This window comes from Sphingomonas sanguinis, from assembly GCF_019297835.1.
Classification (GTDB): Bacteria; Pseudomonadota; Alphaproteobacteria; order Sphingomonadales; family Sphingomonadaceae; genus Sphingomonas; species Sphingomonas sanguinis_D.
This window is the reverse complement of the sequence record NZ_CP079203.1, coordinates 815,449-836,658: the sequence shown is the minus strand read 5'-3', so window position 1 is coordinate 836,658 and position 21,210 is coordinate 815,449. Positions and strand designations below refer to the sequence as shown.

General features: G+C 66.9%; 23 protein-coding genes and 1 tRNA gene. 10 read left to right on the top strand and 14 right to left on the bottom strand.

The window, feature by feature from the left end; genetic code table 11:
- Positions 1-2: 2 nt before the first annotated feature.
- Positions 3-1,382, top strand: a complete 1,380-nt coding sequence (locus tag KV697_RS03595) for a phospholipase D-like domain-containing protein (protein ID WP_219021219.1) — start codon at positions 3-5, stop codon at positions 1,380-1,382.
- Positions 1,382-1,558 (top strand): DUF4169 family protein, encoded by a 177-nt coding sequence (locus KV697_RS03590; RefSeq protein WP_219020134.1) that lies wholly within the window; start codon positions 1,382-1,384, stop codon positions 1,556-1,558. Before KV697_RS03595 ends, KV697_RS03590 begins: the two co-directional genes overlap by 1 nt.
- A 115-nt stretch (positions 1,559-1,673) precedes the next feature.
- Here the strand turns inward: KV697_RS03590 and KV697_RS03585 are convergent, their stop codons facing one another.
- The 8 genes from KV697_RS03585 to KV697_RS03550 form a co-directional block, all read right to left on the bottom strand.
- Positions 1,674-2,345: a spermidine synthase gene (locus KV697_RS03585; RefSeq protein WP_219020133.1), complete on the bottom strand. Its 672-nt coding sequence runs from the start codon at positions 2,343-2,345 to the stop codon at positions 1,674-1,676.
- Entirely contained in the window at positions 2,342-2,704 is a 363-nt protein-coding gene (locus KV697_RS03580) for a DUF6481 family protein (RefSeq protein WP_056438408.1), read from the bottom strand. The genes KV697_RS03585 and KV697_RS03580 overlap by 4 nt, the downstream gene beginning before the upstream one ends.
- Positions 2,705-2,782: 78 nt before the next feature.
- Positions 2,783-2,858, bottom strand: a tRNA-Lys gene (locus tag KV697_RS03575).
- Positions 2,859-2,963: 105 nt separating this feature from the next.
- Positions 2,964-4,076 carry a rod shape-determining protein RodA gene (rodA, locus tag KV697_RS03570; protein ID WP_219020132.1) on the bottom strand — a complete coding sequence of 371 codons (1,113 nt, stop codon included), beginning with the start codon at positions 4,074-4,076 and terminating at the stop codon, positions 2,964-2,966.
- On the bottom strand, positions 4,073-6,139 hold the full coding sequence (gene mrdA / locus KV697_RS03565) for a penicillin-binding protein 2 (RefSeq protein WP_219020131.1): 2,067 nt from the start codon (positions 6,137-6,139) through the stop codon (positions 4,073-4,075). Before mrdA ends, rodA begins: the two co-directional genes overlap by 4 nt.
- Before the next feature lie 2 nt (positions 6,140-6,141).
- Positions 6,142-6,666, bottom strand: coding sequence for a rod shape-determining protein MreD (locus KV697_RS03560; RefSeq protein WP_056437662.1), 525 nt, complete (start codon positions 6,664-6,666; stop codon positions 6,142-6,144).
- Positions 6,663-7,532, bottom strand: coding sequence for a rod shape-determining protein MreC (gene mreC, locus KV697_RS03555; RefSeq protein WP_219020130.1), 870 nt, complete (start codon positions 7,530-7,532; stop codon positions 6,663-6,665). Before mreC ends, KV697_RS03560 begins: the two co-directional genes overlap by 4 nt.
- Before the next feature lie 24 nt (positions 7,533-7,556).
- Positions 7,557-8,597, bottom strand: a complete 1,041-nt coding sequence (locus KV697_RS03550) for a rod shape-determining protein (protein ID WP_042482832.1) — start codon at positions 8,595-8,597, stop codon at positions 7,557-7,559.
- A 134-nt stretch (positions 8,598-8,731) separates the two neighbouring features.
- On the opposite strand from KV697_RS03550, the gene mutL reads away from it, so the two are divergent.
- Positions 8,732-10,519, top strand: a complete 1,788-nt coding sequence (mutL, locus tag KV697_RS03545) for a DNA mismatch repair endonuclease MutL (RefSeq protein ID WP_219020129.1) — start codon at positions 8,732-8,734, stop codon at positions 10,517-10,519.
- 533 nt (positions 10,520-11,052) lie between these two features.
- On the opposite strand, the gene rplI is transcribed toward mutL, so the two are convergent.
- The 3 genes from rplI to rpsF are packed head-to-tail and all read right to left on the bottom strand — an operon-like array spanning position 11,053 to position 12,293.
- A complete protein-coding gene (gene rplI / locus KV697_RS03540; RefSeq protein WP_056437565.1) occupies positions 11,053-11,646 on the bottom strand; it encodes a 50S ribosomal protein L9 in 594 nt (197 codons plus the stop codon).
- A gap of 12 nt (positions 11,647-11,658) precedes the next feature.
- Complete coding sequence (rpsR, locus tag KV697_RS03535; protein WP_007403456.1) at positions 11,659-11,883, bottom strand: 30S ribosomal protein S18; 225 nt, start codon at positions 11,881-11,883, stop codon at positions 11,659-11,661.
- Positions 11,883-12,293 carry a 30S ribosomal protein S6 gene (gene rpsF, locus KV697_RS03530; RefSeq protein ID WP_037567458.1) on the bottom strand — a complete coding sequence of 137 codons (411 nt, stop codon included), beginning with the start codon at positions 12,291-12,293 and terminating at the stop codon, positions 11,883-11,885. The genes rpsR and rpsF overlap by 1 nt, the downstream gene beginning before the upstream one ends.
- 255 nt (positions 12,294-12,548) lie before the next feature.
- Here rpsF and fabD point away from each other — a divergent pair, with 255 nt between their 5' ends.
- From fabD to mltG, 6 genes are all read left to right on the top strand, one after another.
- Entirely contained in the window at positions 12,549-13,508 is a 960-nt protein-coding gene (gene fabD / locus KV697_RS03525) for an ACP S-malonyltransferase (RefSeq protein WP_219020128.1), read from the top strand.
- A gap of 32 nt (positions 13,509-13,540) precedes the next feature.
- Positions 13,541-13,969 (top strand): GxxExxY protein, encoded by a 429-nt coding sequence (locus KV697_RS03520; protein WP_219020127.1) that lies wholly within the window; start codon positions 13,541-13,543, stop codon positions 13,967-13,969.
- A 2-nt stretch (positions 13,970-13,971) separates the two neighbouring features.
- A complete protein-coding gene (fabG, locus tag KV697_RS03515) occupies positions 13,972-14,712 on the top strand; it encodes a 3-oxoacyl-[acyl-carrier-protein] reductase (RefSeq protein ID WP_219020126.1) in 741 nt (246 codons plus the stop codon).
- Between the two features lie 131 nt (positions 14,713-14,843).
- Positions 14,844-15,080 carry an acyl carrier protein gene (locus tag KV697_RS03510; protein WP_007403554.1) on the top strand — a complete coding sequence of 79 codons (237 nt, stop codon included), beginning with the start codon at positions 14,844-14,846 and terminating at the stop codon, positions 15,078-15,080.
- A gap of 122 nt (positions 15,081-15,202) precedes the next feature.
- Entirely contained in the window at positions 15,203-16,459 is a 1,257-nt protein-coding gene (fabF, locus tag KV697_RS03505; protein WP_219020125.1) for a beta-ketoacyl-ACP synthase II, read from the top strand.
- A gap of 255 nt (positions 16,460-16,714) precedes the next feature.
- On the top strand, positions 16,715-17,683 hold the full coding sequence (gene mltG, locus KV697_RS03500; RefSeq protein WP_219020124.1) for an endolytic transglycosylase MltG: 969 nt from the start codon (positions 16,715-16,717) through the stop codon (positions 17,681-17,683).
- Between the two features lie 3 nt (positions 17,684-17,686).
- Here the strand turns inward: mltG and bla are convergent, their stop codons facing one another.
- The gene (gene bla / locus KV697_RS03495; RefSeq protein WP_219020123.1) at positions 17,687-18,550 is read right to left on the bottom strand and encodes a subclass B3 metallo-beta-lactamase; all 864 of its coding nucleotides are present in this window, start codon (positions 18,548-18,550) and stop codon (positions 17,687-17,689) included.
- A gap of 94 nt (positions 18,551-18,644) precedes the next feature.
- Here bla and KV697_RS03490 point away from each other — a divergent pair, with 94 nt between their 5' ends.
- Entirely contained in the window at positions 18,645-19,523 is an 879-nt protein-coding gene (locus KV697_RS03490; RefSeq protein WP_219020122.1) for a LysR family transcriptional regulator, read from the top strand.
- A gap of 110 nt (positions 19,524-19,633) precedes the next feature.
- On the opposite strand, the gene eda is transcribed toward KV697_RS03490, so the two are convergent.
- Positions 19,634-20,239: a bifunctional 4-hydroxy-2-oxoglutarate aldolase/2-dehydro-3-deoxy-phosphogluconate aldolase gene (gene eda, locus KV697_RS03485; RefSeq protein WP_058744040.1), complete on the bottom strand. Its 606-nt coding sequence runs from the start codon at positions 20,237-20,239 to the stop codon at positions 19,634-19,636.
- On the bottom strand, positions 20,236-21,201 hold the full coding sequence (gene glk / locus KV697_RS03480) for a glucokinase (RefSeq protein WP_219020121.1): 966 nt from the start codon (positions 21,199-21,201) through the stop codon (positions 20,236-20,238). The genes eda and glk overlap by 4 nt, the downstream gene beginning before the upstream one ends.
- Positions 21,202-21,210 lie beyond the last annotated feature (9 nt).

Sequence of the window (21,210 nt, the reverse complement as noted above, 5' to 3'; positions counted from 1 at the left end):
GCATGGCAGTCATCGTCGATGCGGAGGAATATTTCCGGATGGCCCGCCGCGCGATGCTGAATGCGCGGCGGCAGATCCTGCTGATCGGCTGGGACTTCGACGCGCGCATCGTCTTGGATCATGACGAGGCACCCGGCGAGACGGTCGGCGACTTCATCTACTCGCTCGTCCAGCGCCAGCCCGAGCTGGAGATTTTCCTGCTCCGCTGGGACACCGGCGCGATCAAGTCGCTGTTCCGGGGGCGGACCTTCTTCACCGTCCTGAAGTGGATGGCGCACAAGCGCATCCATACCAAGCTGGACGGCCATCACCCGATCGCCGCCTCGCATCACCAGAAGATCGTCATCATCGACGACCAGCTCGCCTTTTGCGGCGGCATCGACATGACCAGCGAGCGCTGGGATACGCGCGAGCATCGCGATGACGATCCCGGTCGCAAGCGGCCCGGCGGCCAGCCCTACAAGCCCTGGCACGACGCGATCAGCGCGGTGGAAGGCCCGGTGACGCACGCGCTGGGCGAGCTGTTCCGCGAGCGCTGGCATGCGGCAGGCGGCAAGCCGATGGGGGCTGCCGTGCCGGGGGCAAGCTGCTGGCCGGAAGGGTTGGAGCCCGACTTCACCAACCAGCCGGTGGCCATCGCCCGCACCATGCCGGAAATGGACGATCAAACCCCGGTCCATGAGAATGAGGCGTTGTTCCTCGCCCAGATCGCACGGGCCGAGCGCTACGTGTATATCGAGAGCCAGTATTTCGCCTCGCGCCGGGTGGCCGAGGCGATCGCCCGGCGGCTGGACGAAGAGGATGGCCCGGAATTCGTCATCATCAACCCGTTGACCGCGCAAGGCTGGCTGGAGCCCATCGCGATGGACACCGCCCGCGCCCGGCTGGTCGAGGCGTTGCGGCGGCGCGACCGGCATGGGCGGCTGCGGCTTTATCATCCCTTCACCGCCGGGGGCGAGGCGATCTATTGCCATGCCAAGATCCTGATCTCCGACGACCAGGTCTTCCGGCTGGGCTCGTCCAACCTGAACAATCGATCCATGCGGCTGGATACCGAATGCGACCTGGCGATCGCGGTCGAAGCGGACAGCCCCGCCGGGCGGCGGATCGCGGCGATCCGGGACGATCTGCTGGGCGAGCATCTGGGCATCGCGCCCAGGCTGGTCGGCGATGCCGTCGCCCGCACCGGCTCCCTGATCGCCGCGGTCGAGGCGCTGCGCGGGAAGGCAGGGCGGAGCCTGCGCCCCTATGAGGTGCCGGACCTGTCTAGCGTCGAGGAATGGCTGGCGGACAATGAAGTGCTTGACCCCGAAGGCCCGGACGAGATGTTTGAGGCGTTCAGCCAGCGAAAGGGGCTGTTCCGGCGGCTGCGGCGGCACTGATGGGGGAGGTCGTGAACTTCCGTCAGGCGCGCAAGGGCTTGGCTCGCAAGGCCGCCGAACAGCAGGCGGCGGAGAACCGCGTGCGGTTCGGACGGACTAAGGCCGAAAAGTGGCGGGATGCGGTGGAGCAGGAGCGGGTTCGCAAAGAGCTGGACGGCGCCAAGCGGGAGGATTGATCTGCCGAACACCCTCACCCTTCCGGCGCTTCGCGCCTCCCTCCCTCTCCCATCGGGAGAGGGAAGGGGCCCGCCCGCCTAAGCGGGTGGGAAGGGTGAGGGCGGCGTTGCGATCTCAGCGCGGCGTCGCGAACCAGATGGTGTGGGTCGCGCCCTTGCCGTTCTCGCGGGCGCGGACCTTGACCTCGTCGACCAGGAATCCCGCACGCGACAGCCGCCGGGTAAAGACCGGGTCGGGCGCGGCCGACCAGATGGCCAGCACGCCGCCGGGACGCAGCGCGACCCGTGCCTCGTCCAGCCCCCGGTTCGAATAGAGCCCGTCATTGGCCGGGCGGGTCAGCCCGTCGGGGCCATTATCGACGTCTAGCAGGATCGCGTCATATTGCCCGCGCCCCGCATAGATCGCATTGCCGACATCGCCCATCGCCAGCGTCACGCGCGGATCGTCCAGGCACCCGGCGGTCAGCTCGACCATCGGCCCGCGTGCCCATTCGATGATGCCGGGGACCAGCTCGGCCACCGTCACCCGCGCATCGCGGCCCAGCCGGGCCAGTACGGCGCGCAAGGTAAAGCCCATGCCATAGCCGCCGATCAGCAGATGCGGCGCGCTGCGCCCACCCAGCCGATCGCAGGTCATCGTGCCCAGCGCCACTTCCGAGCCGCTCATGCGCGTGCTCATCAGTTCATTGCGATCGAGCACGATCATGAAGTCTTTGCCCCGGCGGAACAGCCGCAGGGGCTCGCCACCCGGCACCTCGGCGATGCCCAGCAGCTCGCGCGGGGTCACTTGCCCTGACGCGCCTTGCGAGCGGCGTAGCGGGCGTCGCGCGCGGCCTTCAGCTCGGCGGCGGTGGGGACCACCGGCGGGCGTGCAGCGGCGGCAGCGGCCTCTGCGGCAGCCTCGGCCTCGGCCTTCGCCTTGGCGCGGGCTTCCTCACGGGCGGCCTTTTCCTGCTCGATCGCGGCCTTGTGCGCGGCGCGGCGCTCGGCCTCGGCGGCTTCCTTGGCCGCGCGGGCGGCGGCGCGGGCTGCGACGACCTCGGGGTCGGGCGCGGCCTTGTTGCGCAGCTTTTCCAGCGCGGCGGCCTTTGCGTCGCGCGAAGCCGATGCGCGATCGGCGAAACCGGGAACTTTATATCCTGCCATCAATCCTTCATCCCGCTGGAGGGCCATGGGAGCCCAATGCACAACGGCCCCGCATCGCTGCAGGGCCGTTGGAGAAACTGGTGGACGCACTTGGGCTCGAACCAAGGACCCGCTGATTAAGAGTCAGCTGCTCTACCAACTGAGCTATGCGTCCGTTCGTCACGCTCGTCAGGCCGTCCGGCGGCCCGCCTCGTGATCGGGAGGCGCGCCTTTAGCAGGCCTCCGCCGCTTTGCAAATGCTTTTTGCCGAATTTTTGCCTTACCAACGTGCGGGGCGGCGATTTTCGCGGTCGATCGCCATCAGGATGCCCAGGCACAACAGCACCGTCATCTGCGACGATCCGCCATAGCTGACCAGGGGCAGGGGGATTCCGACCACGGGCGCCAGGCCCATGACCATCATCAGATTGACCATGACATAGATGAAGATGGTGGTCGACAACCCCGCCGCCGTCAGCCGGGCAAAGCGCGTCTGCGCCGCCTGCGCGACGTTCAGGCCCCAGCGGATGACGAGGATGAAGGCCAGGATCAGGAAGCAGCCGCCGACCAGCCCCCATTCCTCGGCCATGGTGGCGAAGACGAAGTCGGTATGTCCCTCGGGCAGATAGTCGAGATGGCTCTGGGTGCCGTTCAGGAAGCCCTTGCCCCAGATGCCACCCGATCCGATCGCGATCTTGGACTGGCTGATATGATAGCCGGTGCCCAGCGGATCGCTTTCCGGGTTCATGAAGATCAGCACGCGGTTGCGCTGATAATCGTGCAGCACGAAGTTGACCGCCAGCGGCGCCGCCACCGCCAGCGCCATTGCCCCGCCGATGAACAGGCGAAGCGGCACGCCCGCCAGGAACATGACCGTCGCTCCGCCCGCACAGATCATCAGTGCGGTGCCGAGGTCGGGCTGCTTCATGACGAGCGCGGCGGGCACCGCGATCATCGCCGCGACGGGCCATATGCCGGAGAAACGCCGTGTCTCGGCCGGCGGCATCAGTTCGTAGAAGCGTGCGGCGCCCAGCACGATGAACAGCTTCATCAGTTCGGACGGCTGGAGGCGGATGAAGCCGACGTCCAGCCATCGCTGGCTGCCCCCGCGCACGGCGCCGAGCAACTCGACCAGTACCAGGGCGACGACCAGCACCAGATAGCCCGGCATGGCGATCCGTCGCCAAAGGTCGAGCGGCAGGCGCGACAGCACTAGCGATCCGGCCAGCAGGACGAAGAAGCGCACGCCCTGCGGCTTGGCCCAGGGGGTCAGCGAGCCGCCCGCTGCCGAATAGAGGACGACCAGCCCGAAACAGCCGATGGCGGTGACCAGTAGGATGACCCGCCAGGGCAGCTGCGCGATCGGTTCGGGGATGATGCGGGGGCCGCTCATGGATTGGGGTCGCCTGCGTCTTCAGGATCGGTTTCGCGCGTCGCCATCGCCTCGGCCTGCGCGTCGGAGACGTTGGTCGCGGCCTCGACGGCGGGGGCGTCGGTCGCGGCGCCCGCATCGGTCTTGGTCGCGGCGGCAGCGGGCTGAGGGGCATGCGCCGCGCGGTAGGCGGCTTCCTCGGCGCGCATCCGGGTGGCGATGTCGCCGCCCCAGGTCGGTTCGCCTTCCGCCAGCGAGGCCAATGCCCGGTCGCGGTCGAACAGATAGGTCATGATGTCGCGCCCGATCAGCGGCGCGTCGAGATTGCGCACGGTATGGCCGTTATGCTCCAGCACGACGGCGGCGGCGTAGCGGGGATTGTCGGCGGGCGCGAAACAGACGAGCAGCGCGTGATCGCGCAGCTTGAAGGGCAGTTGTCCGTTCTTCAGCACTCCCATGCGCCGCTCGGCCATGGTGATCCGGCGGACCTGCGCGGTGCCGGTCTTGGCCGCCAGGCTGACGCCGGGCACCAGCATCCGCGCCGCACCGCCGGTGCCGCCCTGGTTGACCACGCCGAACATGGCATCGCGCACCACCGCCAGATGCTCGGAGGCAACGGGCAGGGCGGGGGCATCGAGATGAACCTGATGCGCGAGCATGCTGGGCTGAAGATGCCGCCCGGACGCGAGCCGCGCCGCCATTACCGCCAGCTGCAGCGGATTGGCCAGCACATAGCCCTGACCGATCGAGGCGTTCAGGCCATCGGCGACGGTCCATTTCGTCTTGTATTTCTTCAGCTTCCACGCCGCATCTGGCACGGTGCCGTAACGCTGGGTGCTCAGCGGCAGGTCGAATTTCTGGCCCAGCCCGACCATCCGCGCGATCGGCGCGATCCGGTCATAACCCATGCGCCGGATCATCTCGTAGAAATAGATGTCGCAGCTCTGCTCGATCGCGCCCTTCAAGTTGAGCGCGCCGTGCCCGCCCTTTTTGTGGCAGTGGAAAACACCGGTCCCGACCCGCATCGCGCCGGTGCAGAGCACCCGATCGTTCGCCCCGACGCCCGCCTCCAGCAGCGCCAGACCGTTCATCGGCTTGACGGTCGAGCCGGGCGGATACAGCCCCTGCGTGACCTTGTTCATCAAGGGCACGTGATCGTTTTCCGACAGCATCGACCATTCGAGATGGCTGATCCCATCGGAGAAGCTGTTGGGGTCATAGGCGGGCATCGACACCATCGCCAGCGTCTCGCCGGTGCGGCAGTCGAGCACCACCGCCGACCCCGAATTGGTGCCCAGGCGGCGCGCGGCATATTCCTGCAGCCCCGCATCTATGGTCAGGCGGATATTCTTGCCGGGTGTGTCGGGGCGGGTGGCCAACTCGGCCACGACCTTTCCCCGCGCGGTCACTTCGACGCGCTTGGCACCGGGCTTGCCGCGCAAATACGGCTCCAGCATCTTTTCCAGCCCGTCCTTGCCCAGCTTGAAGCCGGGGGTGACGAGCAACTGGTCATGCGTCGCCTTGAACTGCTCGGCGGTGGGCGTGCCGACATAGCCGGTCAGGTGCGCAACGGCGGGACCTGCGGGGTAGAAGCGGGCAAAGCCGCGCGTAGGCTGGACGCCCGGCAACTCGGGCAGGCGGACGCTAACCGCCGCGAAGCGTTCCCAGTCGAGCCGCTCGGCGACCTGCACCGGCTGGAAACCCGCGGCATGTTCCAGGTCGAGGCGGATGCGGTTCATCGCCTCGTCGTCCAGTTTCAGGATCCGGCGGAGCAGTTCCAGCACCCGGTCCTTGTCCTCCAGCCGGTCGGGGATGATGTCGACGCGGAAGTCCGTCCGGTTGTTGGCGATGGGCATGCCATGCCGGTCGATCAGCCAGCCGCGTCGCGGCGGGATCATCGTCGTGTTGACGCGGTTGCTCTCGGAGAGAAGGTTGTACTTTTCGTTCTGCGCGATCGACAGCCACGCCATCCGCCCGGCGAGCATCAGGCCGACACCCGCCTGGGCCGCGCCCAGCACGAAGGCACGGCGCGAAAAGCTATAGGCCTGCGCGGCCTCGGTCATGATCCGGCCGGGGCGATCCATGCTCAGGCCCCTACCTCATTCCGGCCGCGTTTGCGATCGATCCACGCGACCAGCCGCGTCGCCATCGGGAAAAGCAGGATGGTGATCGCGATCTGGATGACCAGCGGTGCGTCGACCTGCGCGCCGACCGGCACCGCCAGGAAGCGCCCCGCGATCAGGCAGAAGGCGATGGCGCCGCTGGCGATCAGCCAATCCTGCCAGAAATCGCGGAACACCAGCCGGTGCTCGAACAGATCGATCGCCAGCGACGTCAGCGACCAGAGCAGAACGGCGGAGCCGAGCGGCTGCCCCGATACCAGGTCGTCGAACAGCCCGAGCGGGGCGGCCGCCCACAGGCGCAGCGCAAAACGCGCGACCAGCCGCCAGGCGAGCAGCATCAGCAAGCCCATCGGCGGCTGCAACGGTACGATCGCGACCACCGGCACGATGGCGGTCAGCGATCCGGCCATCACGGTCAACCACGGCAGCGCACGGGCGCGGGCGGGGGGCAGTCCGGGGTCGAAGGGATTATAGGCGTCTAGGGTCACGGCCGGGGTGCCGGCGCTGATGGCGGCATCGGCATGAAGGCGCGCTGAACGATCGCGAAATCCAGCGTGTCGGGATGGATGAAGGGTCGCGCCACCGCCACGTCGCCGCCATCGGTCTGGATGCGCGCAACGGGGATATTGGGCGCGTACAGCCCGCCGGTGCCCGAGGTGACGAACAGGTCGCCCTTGCCCAGCCGGACGTTGGTGTTGACCGAGCGCACGTCGAGCGTCCCGTCGCCGCGGCCCACCGCGATGGCGGGCATGCCGTCACGGGTGCGCCGCACCGGCACGATGCTCTCCGGATCGGTCAGCAGCAGGACGCGCGCGGCGGCGGGGCCCGCCTCCGTCACGCGACCGATCAGCCCCTCGGGCCCGCGCACCGCCATGCCGGGGGTCACACCCTGCCAGCGTCCCGCGTTGAGAAGCGCGAAGCGACGGCCGCTCGATCCCGTCGAACTGACCAGCCGCGCGGTCGCCACCGTATCGGGCGTCCGGTCGCGCACCGCCAGCAAGCGGCGCAGGCGGCGATTGTCATAGGCGATGGTTCGCGCGGTGAGCAGGACCTTGCGTGACTGATCCAGCTCGGCGCGCAGACGTTCGTTTTCGGAATGGACGAAGAAATAATGGCCGATCGTGTCGGGCACGCCGCTGACCGCGTCCCCGACGGCGACGAACGCGCCGGAAACGGGCGCGGCCACGCTGCCCAGCGTCATGCGCAGGGCGGCAAAGGCGGGCGGGTTGAACGTCGATGCGACAAGCAGCACCACGCCCACCACCGCACCCGCCACCGCGAGCACATAGGCCAGGAAAGCTCCATATTGCCGCCGTCGCGAAAACCCTGTGCGACGGTCGCGGGCGGGCGCCATGCGCCGGTCCCCTTATGCTGGAGGTTAGCCGTTCAGCAGGACGCCGCGATACATCGGGTCTTCCAGCGCGCGGCCGGTGCCCAGCGCGACGCAGGTCAGCGGATCCTCCGCCACCGTCACCGGCAGGCCGGTTTCGTCGCGCAGCACCTCGTCCAACCCTTCGAGCAGCGCGCCGCCGCCGGTCAGGACGATGCCCTGGTCGACGATATCGGCGGCCAGTTCGGGCGCGGTGTTTTCCAGGGCAACACGAACGCCCTCGACGATGGTCGCCACCGGCTCGGACAGCGCCTCGGCGATCTGGCCCTGGTTGATCTGGATTTCCTTGGGCACCCCGTTGACGAGGTCGCGGCCCTTGATCTGGATCGTCACGCCGATGCCGTCCGCCGGGGGACGCGCGATGCCGACTTCCTGCTTGATCCGCTCGGCGGTGGCTTCGCCGATCAGCAGATTGTGGTTGCGGCGGACATAGGAGACGATCGACTCGTCCATCTTGTCGCCGCCGACGCGGACCGACGTGGTGTAGGCCAGGCCGCGCAAGCTCAGGACCGCGACTTCGGTCGTGCCGCCGCCGATGTCCACGACCATCGAACCGATCGGCTCGGTGACCGGCATGTCGGCGCCGATCGCGGCAGCCATCGGCTCCTCGATCAGGAAGACCTGGCTCGCCCCGGCGTTGGAGGCGGCGTCGCGGATCGCGCGGCGTTCCACCTTGGTCGAACCCGAGGGCACGCAGATCACGATCTCTGGCCAGCGCGCGAACTTGCGCGGGCCATGCACCTTCAGGATGAAGTGCTTGATCATCTGTTCGGCGACGTCGATGTCCGCGATCACGCCATCGCGGAGCGGGCGGATCGCCTCGATATTGCCGGGGGTCTTGCCCATCATCAGCTTGGCGTCGTCGCCGACCGCCTTCACGCGCTTGATACCGTTGATCGTCTCGACCGCGACGACGGACGGCTCGTTGAGCACGATGCCGCGTCCGCGGACATAGACCACGGTGTTCGCGGTGCCGAGGTCGATCGCCATGTCTTGCGACATGAATTTCAGGAAGCGGGGAAGGGGCATCGAGGCTTTCGTTCCGTCTGGTGGACCGGGTGGGCGCGTTTCATATCCCGAACCGCCGCCAAGAGCCGTCACAGGCACCTGCACCGTCATTTGCGGGGTCGCGGGATGCCGTCGCTTGGGCTAGGGTTTGCCGCATGTCAATACGGCGTCTGCCTCCCCATCTCGTCAATCGTATCGCGGCCGGTGAAGTGGTGGAAAGGCCCGCCAGTGCGTTGAAGGAACTGGTCGAAAACTCGATCGATGCGGGCGCGACCCGGATCGCGGTTTCGATCGGGCAGGGCGGGATCGGCCGGATCGAGGTGGCGGATGACGGATGCGGCATGTCGGCCGACGACATGGCGCTGGCGCTGGAGCGGCACTGCACCTCTAAATTGCCGGACGAGGCGATCGAATCGGTCGTAACCCTCGGATTTCGCGGCGAAGCTCTGCCCTCGATCGCCAGCGTCGCGCGGGTGACGATCGAGAGCCGGCCGGCGGGCCGCGACGGATGGAGCCGCGTCGTCGACAATGGCGAGGTGCTGCGCGATGGGCCCGCCGCCGTGCCGCCGGGCACCCGGATCGTGGTCGAGAACCTGTTCGCGCGCGTGCCTGCGCGGCGCAAGTTCCTGCGCTCGCCGCGTTCGGAATATGCCGCCTGCCTCGACATGGTCCGCCGCCTGGCGATGGCGCGGCCGGACATCGCCTTCACGCTGGAGCATGACGGGCGGCGGGTGCTGACCGTGCCGGGCGGCGAGGAGCGGCCGGGGCGGGTCGCTGGCCTGACCGACCGGGCGCTGGCCGAGAATTCGGTGGCGATCGACTGGGTTCGCGACACGGTGTCGCTGGGGGGCGTGGCGGGGTTGCCCACCTTCAACCGGGGCATCGCCGACCACCAATATCTGTTCGTCAACGGTCGGCCCGTCCGCGATCGGTTGCTTATGGGCGCGATCAGAGGCGCTTATGCCGAGATGTTGCCACGCGATCGTCATGCGGTCGTGGCGCTGTTCCTCGACATGCCGCCGTCGGAAGTCGATGTGAACGTCCATCCGGCCAAAACCGAGGTCCGCTTTCGCGACCCCGCGCTGATCCGGGGCATGATCGTGTCCGGCCTGCGCCGCGCGCTCGACGAAGCGGGGCATCGCAGCGTGCAACGGCCGCCCGACTCGGCGCTCGCCATGTGGCAGGCCGAGACGGTTGCGTCGCCTCTGCCGCCCGCTGCGCCCGCCGACGACTGGGGTCATGCCATGCCCGAAACCCGGGTGATGGAGCGCCAGTCGCTATTCGCCCCGCGCCCCGGTTTCGCCGCCCCGCCGCCGCTTGCCCGCGCCGAGACCGCCTTCGCGCCGCCGCCGGAGGTCCGCCAATTCCCGATGGGCGTCGCGCGAGGTCAGGTCGCCAAGACCTATATCGTCGCCGAGGCCGAGGACGGGCTGGTGCTGGTCGACCAGCACGCCGCGCATGAACGGCTGGTGCTGGAGCGGATGCGCGCCGCCCTGACCGGCGGCCGCGTCGCGTCGCAGGCGATGCTGATCCCGGAGGTCGTGGAACTGGACGAACCGGCCTGCGACCGTCTGGAGGCGCGTGCCGAGGAATTGGTGGAGTTCGGCCTCGATCTCGAACGTTTTGGCCCGACCGCGATGCTGGTCCGGGCGACGCCCGCGTTGCTGGGTCAGAGCGATCCCAAGGGCCTGGTCGCCGACCTAGCCGACGAACTTGCCGCCTTCGACCAGGCGCTGTCGCTGCGCGAACGGCTGGACCATGTCGCCGCCACTATGGCCTGTCACGGTTCGGTGCGCGCAGGCCGCATCCTGTCGGTCGCCGAGATGAATGCGCTCCTTCGCGAGATGGAGGTCACGCCCCATTCCGGCCAGTGCAACCATGGCCGCCCGACCTGGGTGAAGTTGCAGCACGGGGATATCGAGAAGCTGTTCGGGCGAAAGTGAGAGGCGAGCGGACGGAGCTGATCGCAACGTCCCTCACGCCTCGTCCTGACCTAACGGCGGCAATCGCGGCGCCACAGCGCGTTCGAGCAATGCCTGATGTTGAAGGGGGAGCGCTGTGGCTCGCAGACTACCTGCCCCGCCCACCATCGGACCAGAACGATAAAAGTCACCGGTTAGGCCAAATTCTACTTAACCTACGATAGCCACTGCTCTTGCGCGTACGGTGAACCGCTCCCATAGAGCGATGAGTTGAGAATTTTTGCGTTTCGGCGTTCACCGTAACGAAACTTTTGCACTTGGCCGTGTATTAACCGGTCATTGGACAGGTAGGCAGTCAGATCATGAAGCACGTCATGGCCATTATCTTCGCCCTCATCCCGCTGGCCGCCGTGGTCAGCGCGTGCGTTACCTGTCCCTGAGATAATCGGCGCCCCTTGGGGTGCCTGTACGTTGCGCTCTCCCAAGACGCAAAAAAGGGCCGCCCGGTCATGCCGGACGGCCCTTTCTTTTTGGCGGCAAGCCGAAGCGGGGGATTAACCCTGCGCTTCTTCCTGCTCCGGCTGAACCTCGGCGGTGGCGCCGGGCTCTGCGTTGGGATCGTAATCCTCGGTGAAGCCGGCTTCGTCACGCTCGAACATCGAGGCCATGACGTCGACGCCCTGCGCCTGCATCTCGGCTTCTTCCGGCGAGCGGGCGACGTTGACCTTGACGGTCACGGCCACTTCCGGGTGAAGCGCGACGCGCACGTCGTACAGGCCGATCGCCTTGATCGGACGGTCGAGCACGATCTGGCTCTTGTTCACCTTGTGGCCGTCGGCGACCAGCGCCTCGACCAGGTCACGCACCGCGACCGAGCCGTACAGCTGGCCGACGTTCGACGCCTGACGGATCAGGGTGACGGTGGCGTTCTCGAAGGTCTTCGACTCGACCTCGGCCTCGGCGCGACGGTTCGCGTTCTCGGCTTCGATGCGGGCGCGATTGGCCTCGAACACCTTCTTGTTGGCTTCGTTGGCGCGCAGCGCCTTCTTGCGCGGCAGCAGGAAGTTACGGGCATAGCCGTCCTTCACCGAAACCACGTCGCCGATGGCGCCGAGCTTTTCGACGCGCTCAAGCAGAATAACGTTCATCTGTAAGACCCCTTACTTCACGACGTAGGGCAGGAGGCCCAGATGACGCGCGCGCTTGATCGCCTGGGCGAGTTCGCGCTGCTTCTTGGCCGACACGCTGGTGATGCGCGAAGGCACGATCTTGCCGCGCTCGGACACGAAGCCCTGAAGCAGACGGACGTCCTTATAGTCGATCCGGGGCGCGTCCTTCGCGGAGAAGGGGCAGCTCTTGCGGCGACGGAAAAACGGGCGGGCCATTATGCGGCTTCCTCTTCACGATCACGACGGGGGCGGTCAGCGCGGTCGGGGCGTTCGCCACGATCGGCACGACGCTCGCGGTCACGCTCCTGCTTGCGCATCATCACCGACGGACCTTCTTCATGGCCGTCAACCTTGACGGTCATGTAGCGGATCACGTCTTCGTTGATCTGGGTCTGGCGCTCCAGCTCGGCGACGACACCCGCGGGGGCGTCGATTTCGAGCATGACGTAATGCGCCTTGCGGTTCTTGGCGATCTTGTACGCCAGCGAACGCAGGCCCCAGGTCTCGGTCTTCACGACCTTGCCCTGATTGTCCTCGACGATCTTCGTGGCGGCTTCCGCCAGCGCGTCCACCTGCGCCTGTGCCAGATCCTGGCGCGCAAGGAACACGTGCTCGTAAAGAGCCATGCAGCTTACCTTATGTTGGCCGATCGCTGACGCCCACCCCATGTGGTGCGCCCCTCCGGCTGTCTTCCATACTTCAATACCGTCACGCCAAAAGGCATGAGGGCGGGTGAAGCAGGTGCTTCCCGCCCAATGGTGCGCTGGCTCATAGCGAATTGCGGGTAAAAGGCAAGCGGGGAAGGGGCGTGCCCTTGCCAGCGGCGGGCGACCTTTCTACCGCGCGGGCCATCCTATTACGCTTTGATGGCAGATACGAACATGCGTGCATTCATCTTTCCAGGCCAGGGCAGCCAGGCCGTCGGCATGGGCAAGGCGCTGGCCGAGGCGAGCCCCGTCGCCCGCGAGGTCTTCCAGGAGGTCGACGAGGCACTGGGCCAGCACCTCTATCGCCTGATGACCGAGGGACCCGCCGACGAGCTGACCCTGACCGAGAATGCGCAACCCGCGATCATGGCGAACGCCATCGCGACCCTGCGCGTGCTGGAGAAGGAGGGCGGCGTCCGCTTGTCGGAAAAGGCCGATTTCGTTGCGGGCCACTCGCTGGGCGAATATACGGCGCTGTGTGCGGCCGATGCGATCGACCTGCCGACGACGGCGCGCCTGCTGAAGCTGCGCGGCCGGGCGATGCAGGCGGCGGTGCCGGTGGGCGAGGGCGCGATGGCGGCGCTGCTCGGGGCGGATCTGGAAAAGGCCAAGACGATCGCGGGCGCGGCGGTCGATGCGATCCTGGCGGAGGGCGGTGAGGAACTGGTCTGCACGGTCGCCAATGACAACGACCCGAGCCAGGTCGTGATCTCCGGCCACCGCGCGGCGATCGAAAAGGCGGTGGCGCTGGCCAAGGATCTGGGTGCCAAGCGCGCGGTCCTGCTGCCGGTGTCGGCGCCGTTCCACTGCCCGCTGATGCAGCCCGCCGCCGATGCGATGGACGCCGCGCTGGCCGAGGCGACGATCCGCGCGCCGCTGGTGCCGGTCTATGCCAATGTCGAAGCCGCGCCGGTCGCCGATCCGGGTGCGATCCGCGCGCTGCTGGTGGCGCAGGTGACGGGCATGGTCCGCTGGCGCGAATCGGTGCTGGCGATGGCGGCGGCGGGTGTGACGCAGTTCGTAGAGTTCGGCGGCAAGGTGCTCGGCCCCATGGTCAAGCGCATCGCGCCGGATGCGGATGCGGTCAGTGTCGTGACAATGGACGATATCGAGGGGCTTCTGGCCAAGCTCTGATTTGGTTCACGCGAAGGCGCGAGGACGCGAAGATGGCGGACATCGAAACGATAGCGTTTGATGTAATTGACCTTTCCTTGCGCCTTCATCGTGAGTTGGGGCCTGGGCTGCTGGAAAGCGTTTATGAGACGATCCTAGCGGCCAAGCTCGGCAGCATGGGTTATCAGGTCGAGCGACAGCGCGCCGTCGATTTCAGCTTTGACGGGCTGCAATTTGATGGAGCATTTCGCATTGATCTGCTCATTGAGCAAAGCCTCCTGGTCGAAATCAAATCCGTTGAGCGGCTGAATGCCGCTCATGCAAAACAATTGCTGACCTATCTACGCCTGACCAAGCAGCCCTTGGGGCTGCTTATCAATTTCGGCGGTGCTACCTTGAAGGAAGGGCTCCGCCGCGTCGTCAACGACTACACGCCCATCGCGTCTTCGCGGCTTCGCGTGAACAAGAAAATCGGAGAATAAGCATGTTCGACCTGACAGGAATGACCGCCCTCGTGACCGGCGCATCGGGCGGTCTCGGTTCGGCGGTGGCCAGGGCGTTGGCGGCGCAGGGGGCGAAGCTGGCGCTGTCCGGTTCCAATATCGATAAGCTGGAGGCGTTTCGCGCCGAGCTGGGCGGCGATCATGTCGCGGTGCCGTGCAACCTGTCCGACCCCGCCGCGGTCGATGCGCTGATCCCGCAGGCGGTCGAGGCGCTGGGCGGCAAGCTCGACATCCTGGTCAACAATGCGGGCGTCACCCGCGACAACTTGACCATGCGGATGAAGGACGAGGAGTGGGATCAGGTCATCAGCGTGAATCTGGAGGCGACCTTCCGCCTGATCCGCGCCGCCGCCAAGCCGATGATGAAGGCGCGCTTCGGCCGCATCATCTCGATCACCTCGATCGTCGGCGCGACCGGCAATCCCGGCCAGGCCAATTATGCGGCGTCCAAGGCGGGCATCGTCGGCATGTCGAAGGCGGTGGCGCAGGAACTGGCCAGCCGCAACGTCACCGTCAACTGCGTCGCCCCCGGCTTCATGCGCTCGGCGATGACCGACGTACTGCCCGAGGCGCAGAAGGCCGCGCTGCTCGGCAAGATCCCGGCGGGCGATCTGGGCAAGGGCGAGGATATCGGTGCCGCCGTCGTCTATCTGGCGTCGAAGGAAGCGGGCTATGTCACCGGCCAGACGCTGCACGTGAACGGCGGCATGGCGATGCTGTAAAAGGCATATTTGCCACGAATGACCTTATCCTGGCCCAAGTCCGTCGCTGGACGGGCTTGCCAGACTAGGGCGCGCGTTCTACGTGCGTTCAGGAAGTATCAACCCCCGATGAATTACGAGAAGGGATTACCATGAGCGAGACCGCCGACCGCGTGAAGAAGATCGTCGTCGAGCATCTCGGCGTCGAAGCCGACAAGGTGACCGAGGACGCGAGCTTCATCGACGACCTCGGTGCCGACAGCCTCGACATCGTCGAGCTCGTCATGGCGTTCGAGGAAGAGTTCGGTGTCGAAATCCCGGACGATGCCGCCGAGAAGATCACGACCGTCAAGGACGCGATCACCTATATCGACGAGAACAAGGCCTAATTCCGGGGCCTCGGCCCGCAGGTGATGCGGGCCGAACGGGCCGCCAAGGCCAGGATTCAAGCGGCTCCCCGACCCCGACATAGCGGGCGGGGAGCCGTTTTCGTTTGGGAATGGAGTGGAATATGCGGCGCGTCGTCGTCACCGGTCTGGGTCTTGTCACGCCACTGGGCGCGGACGTCGAAACCGCCTGGGCCAATCTGATTGCTGGCAAGTCGGGCGCGGGGACGATCACCCGCTTCGACACGACGGGGCAGAAATGCACCATCGCGTGCGAGGTGAAGCCCAAGGATCATGAATATGGCTTCGACCCCGACAAGCGCGTCGACCATAAGGTCCAGCGTCAGGTCGATCCCTTCATCGTTTACGGCATCGACGCCGCCGGACAGGCGCTGGAAGACGCCGGTCTCACCGAGATGGACGAGGCTACGAAGCTGCGCGCGGGCGTGTCGATCGGCTCGGGCATCGGCGGTCTGCCGGGCATCGAGATCGAATCGGTCAACCTGCATGAGCGCGGCCCCGGCCGGGTCAGCCCGCACTTCGTCCATGGCCGCTTGATCAACCTGATCTCGGGGCAGGTCAGCATCAAATACGGCCTGATGGGCCCGAACCACGCGGTCGTCACCGCCTGCTCGACCGGCGCGCACTCGATCGGTGACGCGGCGCGCATGATCCGCGACGACGATGCCGACATCATGCTGGCAGGTGGTGCGGAAAGCACAATCAACCCGCTCGGCGTGGCGGGCTTCGCCCAGGCACGCGCACTCAACATGAGCATGAACGACCGTCCCACCGAGGCGAGCCGTCCTTATGACAAGGGCCGCGACGGCTTCGTGATGGGCGAGGGCGCGGGCGTCGTCGTGCTCGAGGAATATGAGCACGCCAAGGCGCGCGGCGCGAAGATTTATGCCGAGGTCGTCGGCTATGGTCTGTCGGGCGATGCCTATCACGTCACCGCGCCGCATCCCGAGGGCAAGGGCGCCGAGAACGCGATGCGCATGGCGCTGCGCAAGGCGGGCATGGAGCCGTCGGACATCGATTATATCAACGCCCATGGCACCTCAACCATGGCGGACACGATCGAACTGGCCGCTGCCAAGCGCGTGTTCGGCGACGACCTGTCGGGTGCGTCCATGTCGAGCACCAAGTCGGCGATCGGCCATCTGCTGGGCGGCGCGGGTGCGGTCGAGAGCATCTTCTGCATCCTGGCGCTGCGCGACCAGATCGTGCCGCCGACGCTGAACCTCGACAATCCTGATGAGGGCACCGAGGGCGTCGATCTGGTGCCGCACAAGGCCAAGAAGCGTGAGGTGAAGGCGGTGCTGAACAACTCGTTCGGCTTTGGTGGCACCAATGCTTCGCTGGTGATGAAGGCGATCTAACTCGCCTGCACAACCTCCGTTCAGCCTGAGCGAAGTCGAAGGCTACGGGACTCCGGCTGAGGTCGGAACGTGCACTTCGACTTCGCTCAGTGCGAACGGAGGGTGGGCTTATCCAAAGAAAACCCCGGCAACCGCCGGGTCCGCTTGCAAAACGCTCAAGCCCGCGCCATCGGGCGGCCAGCAAAGCGGACCCGGATCGGTGCCGGGGTTGTTCTATGTCCGGGCGTCAGCGCCCTAGTCAAAACCGGGTGAGATATGCGCAAGGTCGGCTGTATCGGGTTGCTGCTGGGGCTGATCGGCATCGCCGTCTTCGCCTGGGTCGCGCATGACTGGGCGGGCAGCGGCCCGGCGGACCGGCCGCTCGCGGTCGTGGTGCCCGAAGGCGCGAGCCTCGCCCGTGCCGCCAACGAACTGCAAAAAGCGGGTGCGATCCGTTCGGCCAGCCGTTTTCGCCTTTATGCGCGGTTGTTCGGGGATGGTGGGGCGATCAAGGCGGGTGAATATGCCATCCCCGAACATGCCAGCGCGCATGACGTGCTGACCCTGTTGCAGGAGGGCAAGGTCCGCCAGCGGCTGGTGCCGGTGCCCGAGGGTTATCCCTCGGTGCTGGTCCATGACGCCCTGATTCGCGCCGATGGCCTGATCGGCGATGTGCCGGTTCCGGCCGAAGGATCGGTCCTGCCCGACAGCTATGCCTATCAGAAGGGCGACACCTGCGCCTCGGTCGTCGCGCGCATGCAGAAGGCGATGAAGGATTATCTCGCCCAGGCCTGGGCCAACCGCAAGCCGGGCATCGCGGTCAAGTCGCCGCAGGAGGCGATCATCCTCGCCTCGATCGTCGAGAAGGAAACCGGCAAGCCGTCCGAACGGCGGACGGTCGCGGCGGTCTATGGCAACCGTCTTCGTATCGGAATGCCGCTCCAGGCGGACCCGACCGTCATCTATCCGATCACCAAAGGCCGTCCGCTCGGTCGCCGTATCCTGCGCTCCGAGTTGCACGCAAAGAACGGTTACAACACCTATGCCAGCCCCGGCCTGCCGGTCGGGCCGATCGCCAATCCCGGCCGCGCCTCGATCGACGCGGTGCTGGACCCGGCGGACAGCAAGGCGCTCTATTTCGTCGCGGACGGATCAGGCGGCCATGTCTTTGCCGACACGCTGGCGCAGCATAATGCCAATGTGCAGAAATGGTACGCGATCCGTCGTCAGCGCGGCGAGATGTGACGATCAGCGCGCCTCTTCCCGGAGGCGTTGCGTGACTTTCCGCTGCGACGCCGCCTCATAGGCGCGGCAGGCGCCTGGCGTCGTCAGGAACCGACTGGTCGCGCCGTCCTGATCGGCATGGGCGGTAATCAGAATGTCGCAGGGCAGGGCGCGCATCGCCGCTTGGCCGCGTGCGAAGGCTGCCACCACCGCGTTGTTCGCGGGCGCGGAGAAGCGATAATCGTCGGTTGAGACCGGGTTGAGGCTGGAGGCGAAGACGATCGCCTTGCACCGTTGGCCTTCGCAGGCGCGCCAACTCCAGCTCATGCTGCCCATGGTATGCCCCGGCGTAGCGCGGGCGGTGACGACGGTGCTGCCCAGCGCCAGCCGCTCGCCGTCCTGAATGACCTGCACCGTGCGGACGGGCGGGAAGCGGCTGTCATAACCGCGCTGCGGATCATCCGCCGCCAGCCGCCCGGTGCGCAGCCCCTCGGCTCCGCGGGGGCTGGCGACCACTGTCGCGCCGGTGTCGCGGGCCAGCGCGGCAAGACCGCCCGCATGGTCGAAATGCGGTTCGGTGCTGAGAATATATTTGATGTCACGCGGCGCGAAGCCGAGCTTTGCGACATTGGCGAGGATGGCGGGCGCGGCCTGGGGCAAGGCGCCGTCGATCAGGATTAGGCCCTTGCCCGTATCGATCAGCGCGACGTTCAGCCCGCCGAAGCCGACCAGATAGGTGTTGCCATAAACCTTCACCGGCAGACGCGGCGCGAGCCATTCCGCTGTATGCTCGGTCACGATCGGCCGGGTCAGCGGGTCGGGCGTCCGGGACAGCGACGGCGCGGCGACGATGGCGATCAGCGAGAGCAGGGTCGGTCTGGCAAGCATGATGGGTCTCCTTGGCCGGCATGATGGATCGCATCACCCGACGCCACAAAGCATCTTCCCTCGACAGAGGCATGAGAGAAATTCATGGTGGGCCATGGACCGCGCCCAACTCCCGCTCAACGCCCTGCGTGCCTTCGAGGCGGCGGCGCGCCATCTGAGCTTCACCCGCGCGGCGATCGAGCTCTGCGTCAGCCAGGGCGCGGTCAGCCATCAGGTCGCGGCGCTGGAAAAGCGGCTGGGCGCTCGGCTGTTCCATCGTTTGCCGCGCGGGCTGGCACTGACCGATGACGGTCATGCGCTGGTCCCGGTACTCGCCGAGACGTTCGACCGGATCGGCGCGACGCTGGACCGGTTCGCGGATGGGCGGTTCCAATATGCGTTAGGATTGGGCGTGGTGGGGACTTTCGCGACCGGATGGCTGCTCGAGCGGCTGGACGATTTCGCCGCGACCCATCCGCACATCGACGTGCGTGTGTCGATCAACAACAACCGGGTCGATCTGGCCGGAGAGGGGCTGGATTACGCGATCCGTTTTGGTGACGGGGCGTGGCATGGCACCCATGCCGAGCCGTTGCAGGCGGCGCCGCTAACGCCCTTATGCTCGCCCCGGATCGCCGAGCGGCTGCGGCGGCCCGAGGATCTAACACGCGAAAGGCTGCTGCGCTCCTATCGGGTCAGCGAATGGGAGCGGTGGTTCGGGGCGGCGGGCGTTCCCACTCCGGCCCTGCGCGGGCCGATGTTCGACAGCTCGGCACTGATGGCGGGGGCGGCGATGGCCGGGCTCGGCGTGGCTCTGGCCCCGCGCGCGATGTTCCTGCGCGAACTGGCGGCGGAGCAACTGATCCAGCCCTTTGCGCTGGAGATCGATGCGGGGCGCTACTGGCTGACGCGGTTGCTGTCGCGCAAGGAAGGGCTGGCGATGCGGGCGTTTCGGCAGTGGTTGTTGGAGGCGCAAACATTTCCTCCCCTGTAAGGGGAGGTGGCGCGCGGCGCGCGTCGGAGGGGTGTCACCCTATCGAGAGCGGGACACCCCTCCACCATGCTGAGCATGGTCCCCCTCCCCTTACAGGGGAGGAAAAAGCATTACCCGCGCAGCGCCGCTGCCGCGCGCGCCTTGGCCTCCACATCGGCCATCGATCCGCCCGTCACCCAGCTGCCGCCGACGCACAGGACGCGGTCGAAGGCCAGCCAGTCGGGGGCGCTCGCTTCGGTGATGCCGCCGGTCGGGCAGAAGCGCGCCTGGTAGAAGGGCGCGGCCAGCGCCTTCAGTGCCTTCAACCCGCCGCTGGTCTCGGCCGGGAAGAACTTGAAATGGGTCAGGCCCAGATCCAGTCCGCGCATGATGTCGCCCGCATTGGCGATACCGGGCAAATAGGGAATACCGCTGTCGATCACCGCCGCGCCTAGGCGATCGGTCAGGCCTGGCGAGACGATGAACTCGGCGCCCGCATCGGCCACGTCGCGCAGCTGCTGCTCGTTGACGACGGTGCCAGCGCCGACGATCGCGCCGGGGACCTTCTTCATCTCGGCCATGGCTTCCAGCGCGGCGGGGGTGCGCAGCGTCACCTCCAGCACCTTCAGTCCGCCCGCGACCAGCGCCTCGGCCAGCGGCTTGGCGGTGGCGGCGTCGTCGATGACCAGCACGGGGATGACCGCGCTGGTGCGCATGATGGTGGCGATGTCGGTCATGAATGCTCCTGGGCAAAGGCCGCGGCTGCACCGAACAGGCCGGGCTGGGGATGGGTGATGAGCTTGACGGGGATGCGCGCCATCAGCGACTGGAACCGGCCCTTGGCGACGAAGCGCTGGTCGAAGCCCGAACGCAGCAGCTTGTCCTTGATCCGGTAGCCGAGGCCGCCCGCGATCACGACGGTCTTGGCACCCTGCGCCAGCGCGAAGTCGCCCGCCACCGCGCCGAGCGCCAGACAGAAGCGGTCAAGCGCAGCGAGCGCGATCGAATCAGTGCCGTCCAGCGCCTCGGTCCAGATTTCGCGGTCGTCGCGGCTGGGCACCGCACGGCCTTCCAGCGAGGCCAGCGTCTCATAGATAGCGACGATGCCAGGGCCGGAGCAGATGCGCTCGCACGACACGCGGGTATAGGTCCGGCGCAGGCGCTTCAGGATCGCATCCTCGATCCCGTCAAGCGGGGCATAGTCCATATGCCCGCCCTCGGTCTCGATGACGTGATAGCGGTTGGGCGTCATCAGAACCTGTGCGACGCCCAGGCCCGTGCCGGGGCCGCAGACGGTGACGACGCCGTGTTCGGGCATCGGCTCGTCGGGGCCGCAGATATGGAGGAAGTCCTCCTGCGGCACCTGCGCGACGGCGTGGCCGACCGCGCCGAAATCGTTGATGACCGTATAGACGTCCGCGCCCAGCCGCTCGGGGATCAGCGAGGGGCGGATGACCCAGGGGTTGTTGGTCATGCGGATCACGTCGCCGGTGATGGGCGAGGCGATGGCGAGCGAGGCCGCCTTGGGCAGCGGGCGGCCCAGATGCGCCTCGAACGCCTGCCACGCGGTCTGGAGCGAGGCGTGCTCGGCGGTCTTCTGCGTGCAGGGCTCGCCCAGCTTTACCACGCGGCCATTCTCGACCTCGGCGATCGCGAAGCGCGCATGCGTGCCCCCGATGTCGACGGCTACGATTTCCATGATCCTCTC

Excerpts from the sequence above, each read along its gene's own strand:
- KV697_RS03595 (WP_219021219.1), top strand. The coding sequence starts at position 3 with ATGGCAGTCATCGTCGATGCGGAGGAATATTTCCGGATGGCCCGCCGC.
- KV697_RS03590 (WP_219020134.1), top strand. The coding sequence starts at position 1,382 with ATGGGGGAGGTCGTGAACTTCCGTCAGGCGCGCAAGGGCTTGGCTCGC.
- KV697_RS03580 (WP_056438408.1), bottom strand. The coding sequence starts at position 2,704 with ATGGCAGGATATAAAGTTCCCGGTTTCGCCGATCGCGCATCGGCTTCG.
- rodA (WP_219020132.1), bottom strand. The coding sequence starts at position 4,076 with ATGAGCGGCCCCCGCATCATCCCCGAACCGATCGCGCAGCTGCCCTGG.
- mrdA (WP_219020131.1), bottom strand. The coding sequence starts at position 6,139 with ATGGATCGCCCCGGCCGGATCATGACCGAGGCCGCGCAGGCCTATAGC.
- mreC (WP_219020130.1), bottom strand. The coding sequence starts at position 7,532 with ATGGCGCCCGCCCGCGACCGTCGCACAGGGTTTTCGCGACGGCGGCAA.
- KV697_RS03550 (WP_042482832.1), bottom strand. The coding sequence starts at position 8,597 with ATGCCCCTTCCCCGCTTCCTGAAATTCATGTCGCAAGACATGGCGATC.
- mutL (WP_219020129.1), top strand. The coding sequence starts at position 8,732 with ATGTCAATACGGCGTCTGCCTCCCCATCTCGTCAATCGTATCGCGGCC.
- rplI (WP_056437565.1), bottom strand. The coding sequence starts at position 11,646 with ATGAACGTTATTCTGCTTGAGCGCGTCGAAAAGCTCGGCGCCATCGGC.
- rpsR (WP_007403456.1), bottom strand. The coding sequence starts at position 11,883 with ATGGCCCGCCCGTTTTTCCGTCGCCGCAAGAGCTGCCCCTTCTCCGCG.
- rpsF (WP_037567458.1), bottom strand. The coding sequence starts at position 12,293 with ATGGCTCTTTACGAGCACGTGTTCCTTGCGCGCCAGGATCTGGCACAG.
- fabD (WP_219020128.1), top strand. The coding sequence starts at position 12,549 with ATGCGTGCATTCATCTTTCCAGGCCAGGGCAGCCAGGCCGTCGGCATG.
- KV697_RS03520 (WP_219020127.1), top strand. The coding sequence starts at position 13,541 with ATGGCGGACATCGAAACGATAGCGTTTGATGTAATTGACCTTTCCTTG.
- fabG (WP_219020126.1), top strand. The coding sequence starts at position 13,972 with ATGTTCGACCTGACAGGAATGACCGCCCTCGTGACCGGCGCATCGGGC.
- KV697_RS03510 (WP_007403554.1), top strand. The coding sequence starts at position 14,844 with ATGAGCGAGACCGCCGACCGCGTGAAGAAGATCGTCGTCGAGCATCTC.
- fabF (WP_219020125.1), top strand. The coding sequence starts at position 15,203 with ATGCGGCGCGTCGTCGTCACCGGTCTGGGTCTTGTCACGCCACTGGGC.
- mltG (WP_219020124.1), top strand. The coding sequence starts at position 16,715 with ATGCGCAAGGTCGGCTGTATCGGGTTGCTGCTGGGGCTGATCGGCATC.
- bla (WP_219020123.1), bottom strand. The coding sequence starts at position 18,550 with ATGCTTGCCAGACCGACCCTGCTCTCGCTGATCGCCATCGTCGCCGCG.
- KV697_RS03490 (WP_219020122.1), top strand. The coding sequence starts at position 18,645 with ATGGACCGCGCCCAACTCCCGCTCAACGCCCTGCGTGCCTTCGAGGCG.
- eda (WP_058744040.1), bottom strand. The coding sequence starts at position 20,239 with ATGACCGACATCGCCACCATCATGCGCACCAGCGCGGTCATCCCCGTG.
- glk (WP_219020121.1), bottom strand. The coding sequence starts at position 21,201 with ATGGAAATCGTAGCCGTCGACATCGGGGGCACGCATGCGCGCTTCGCG.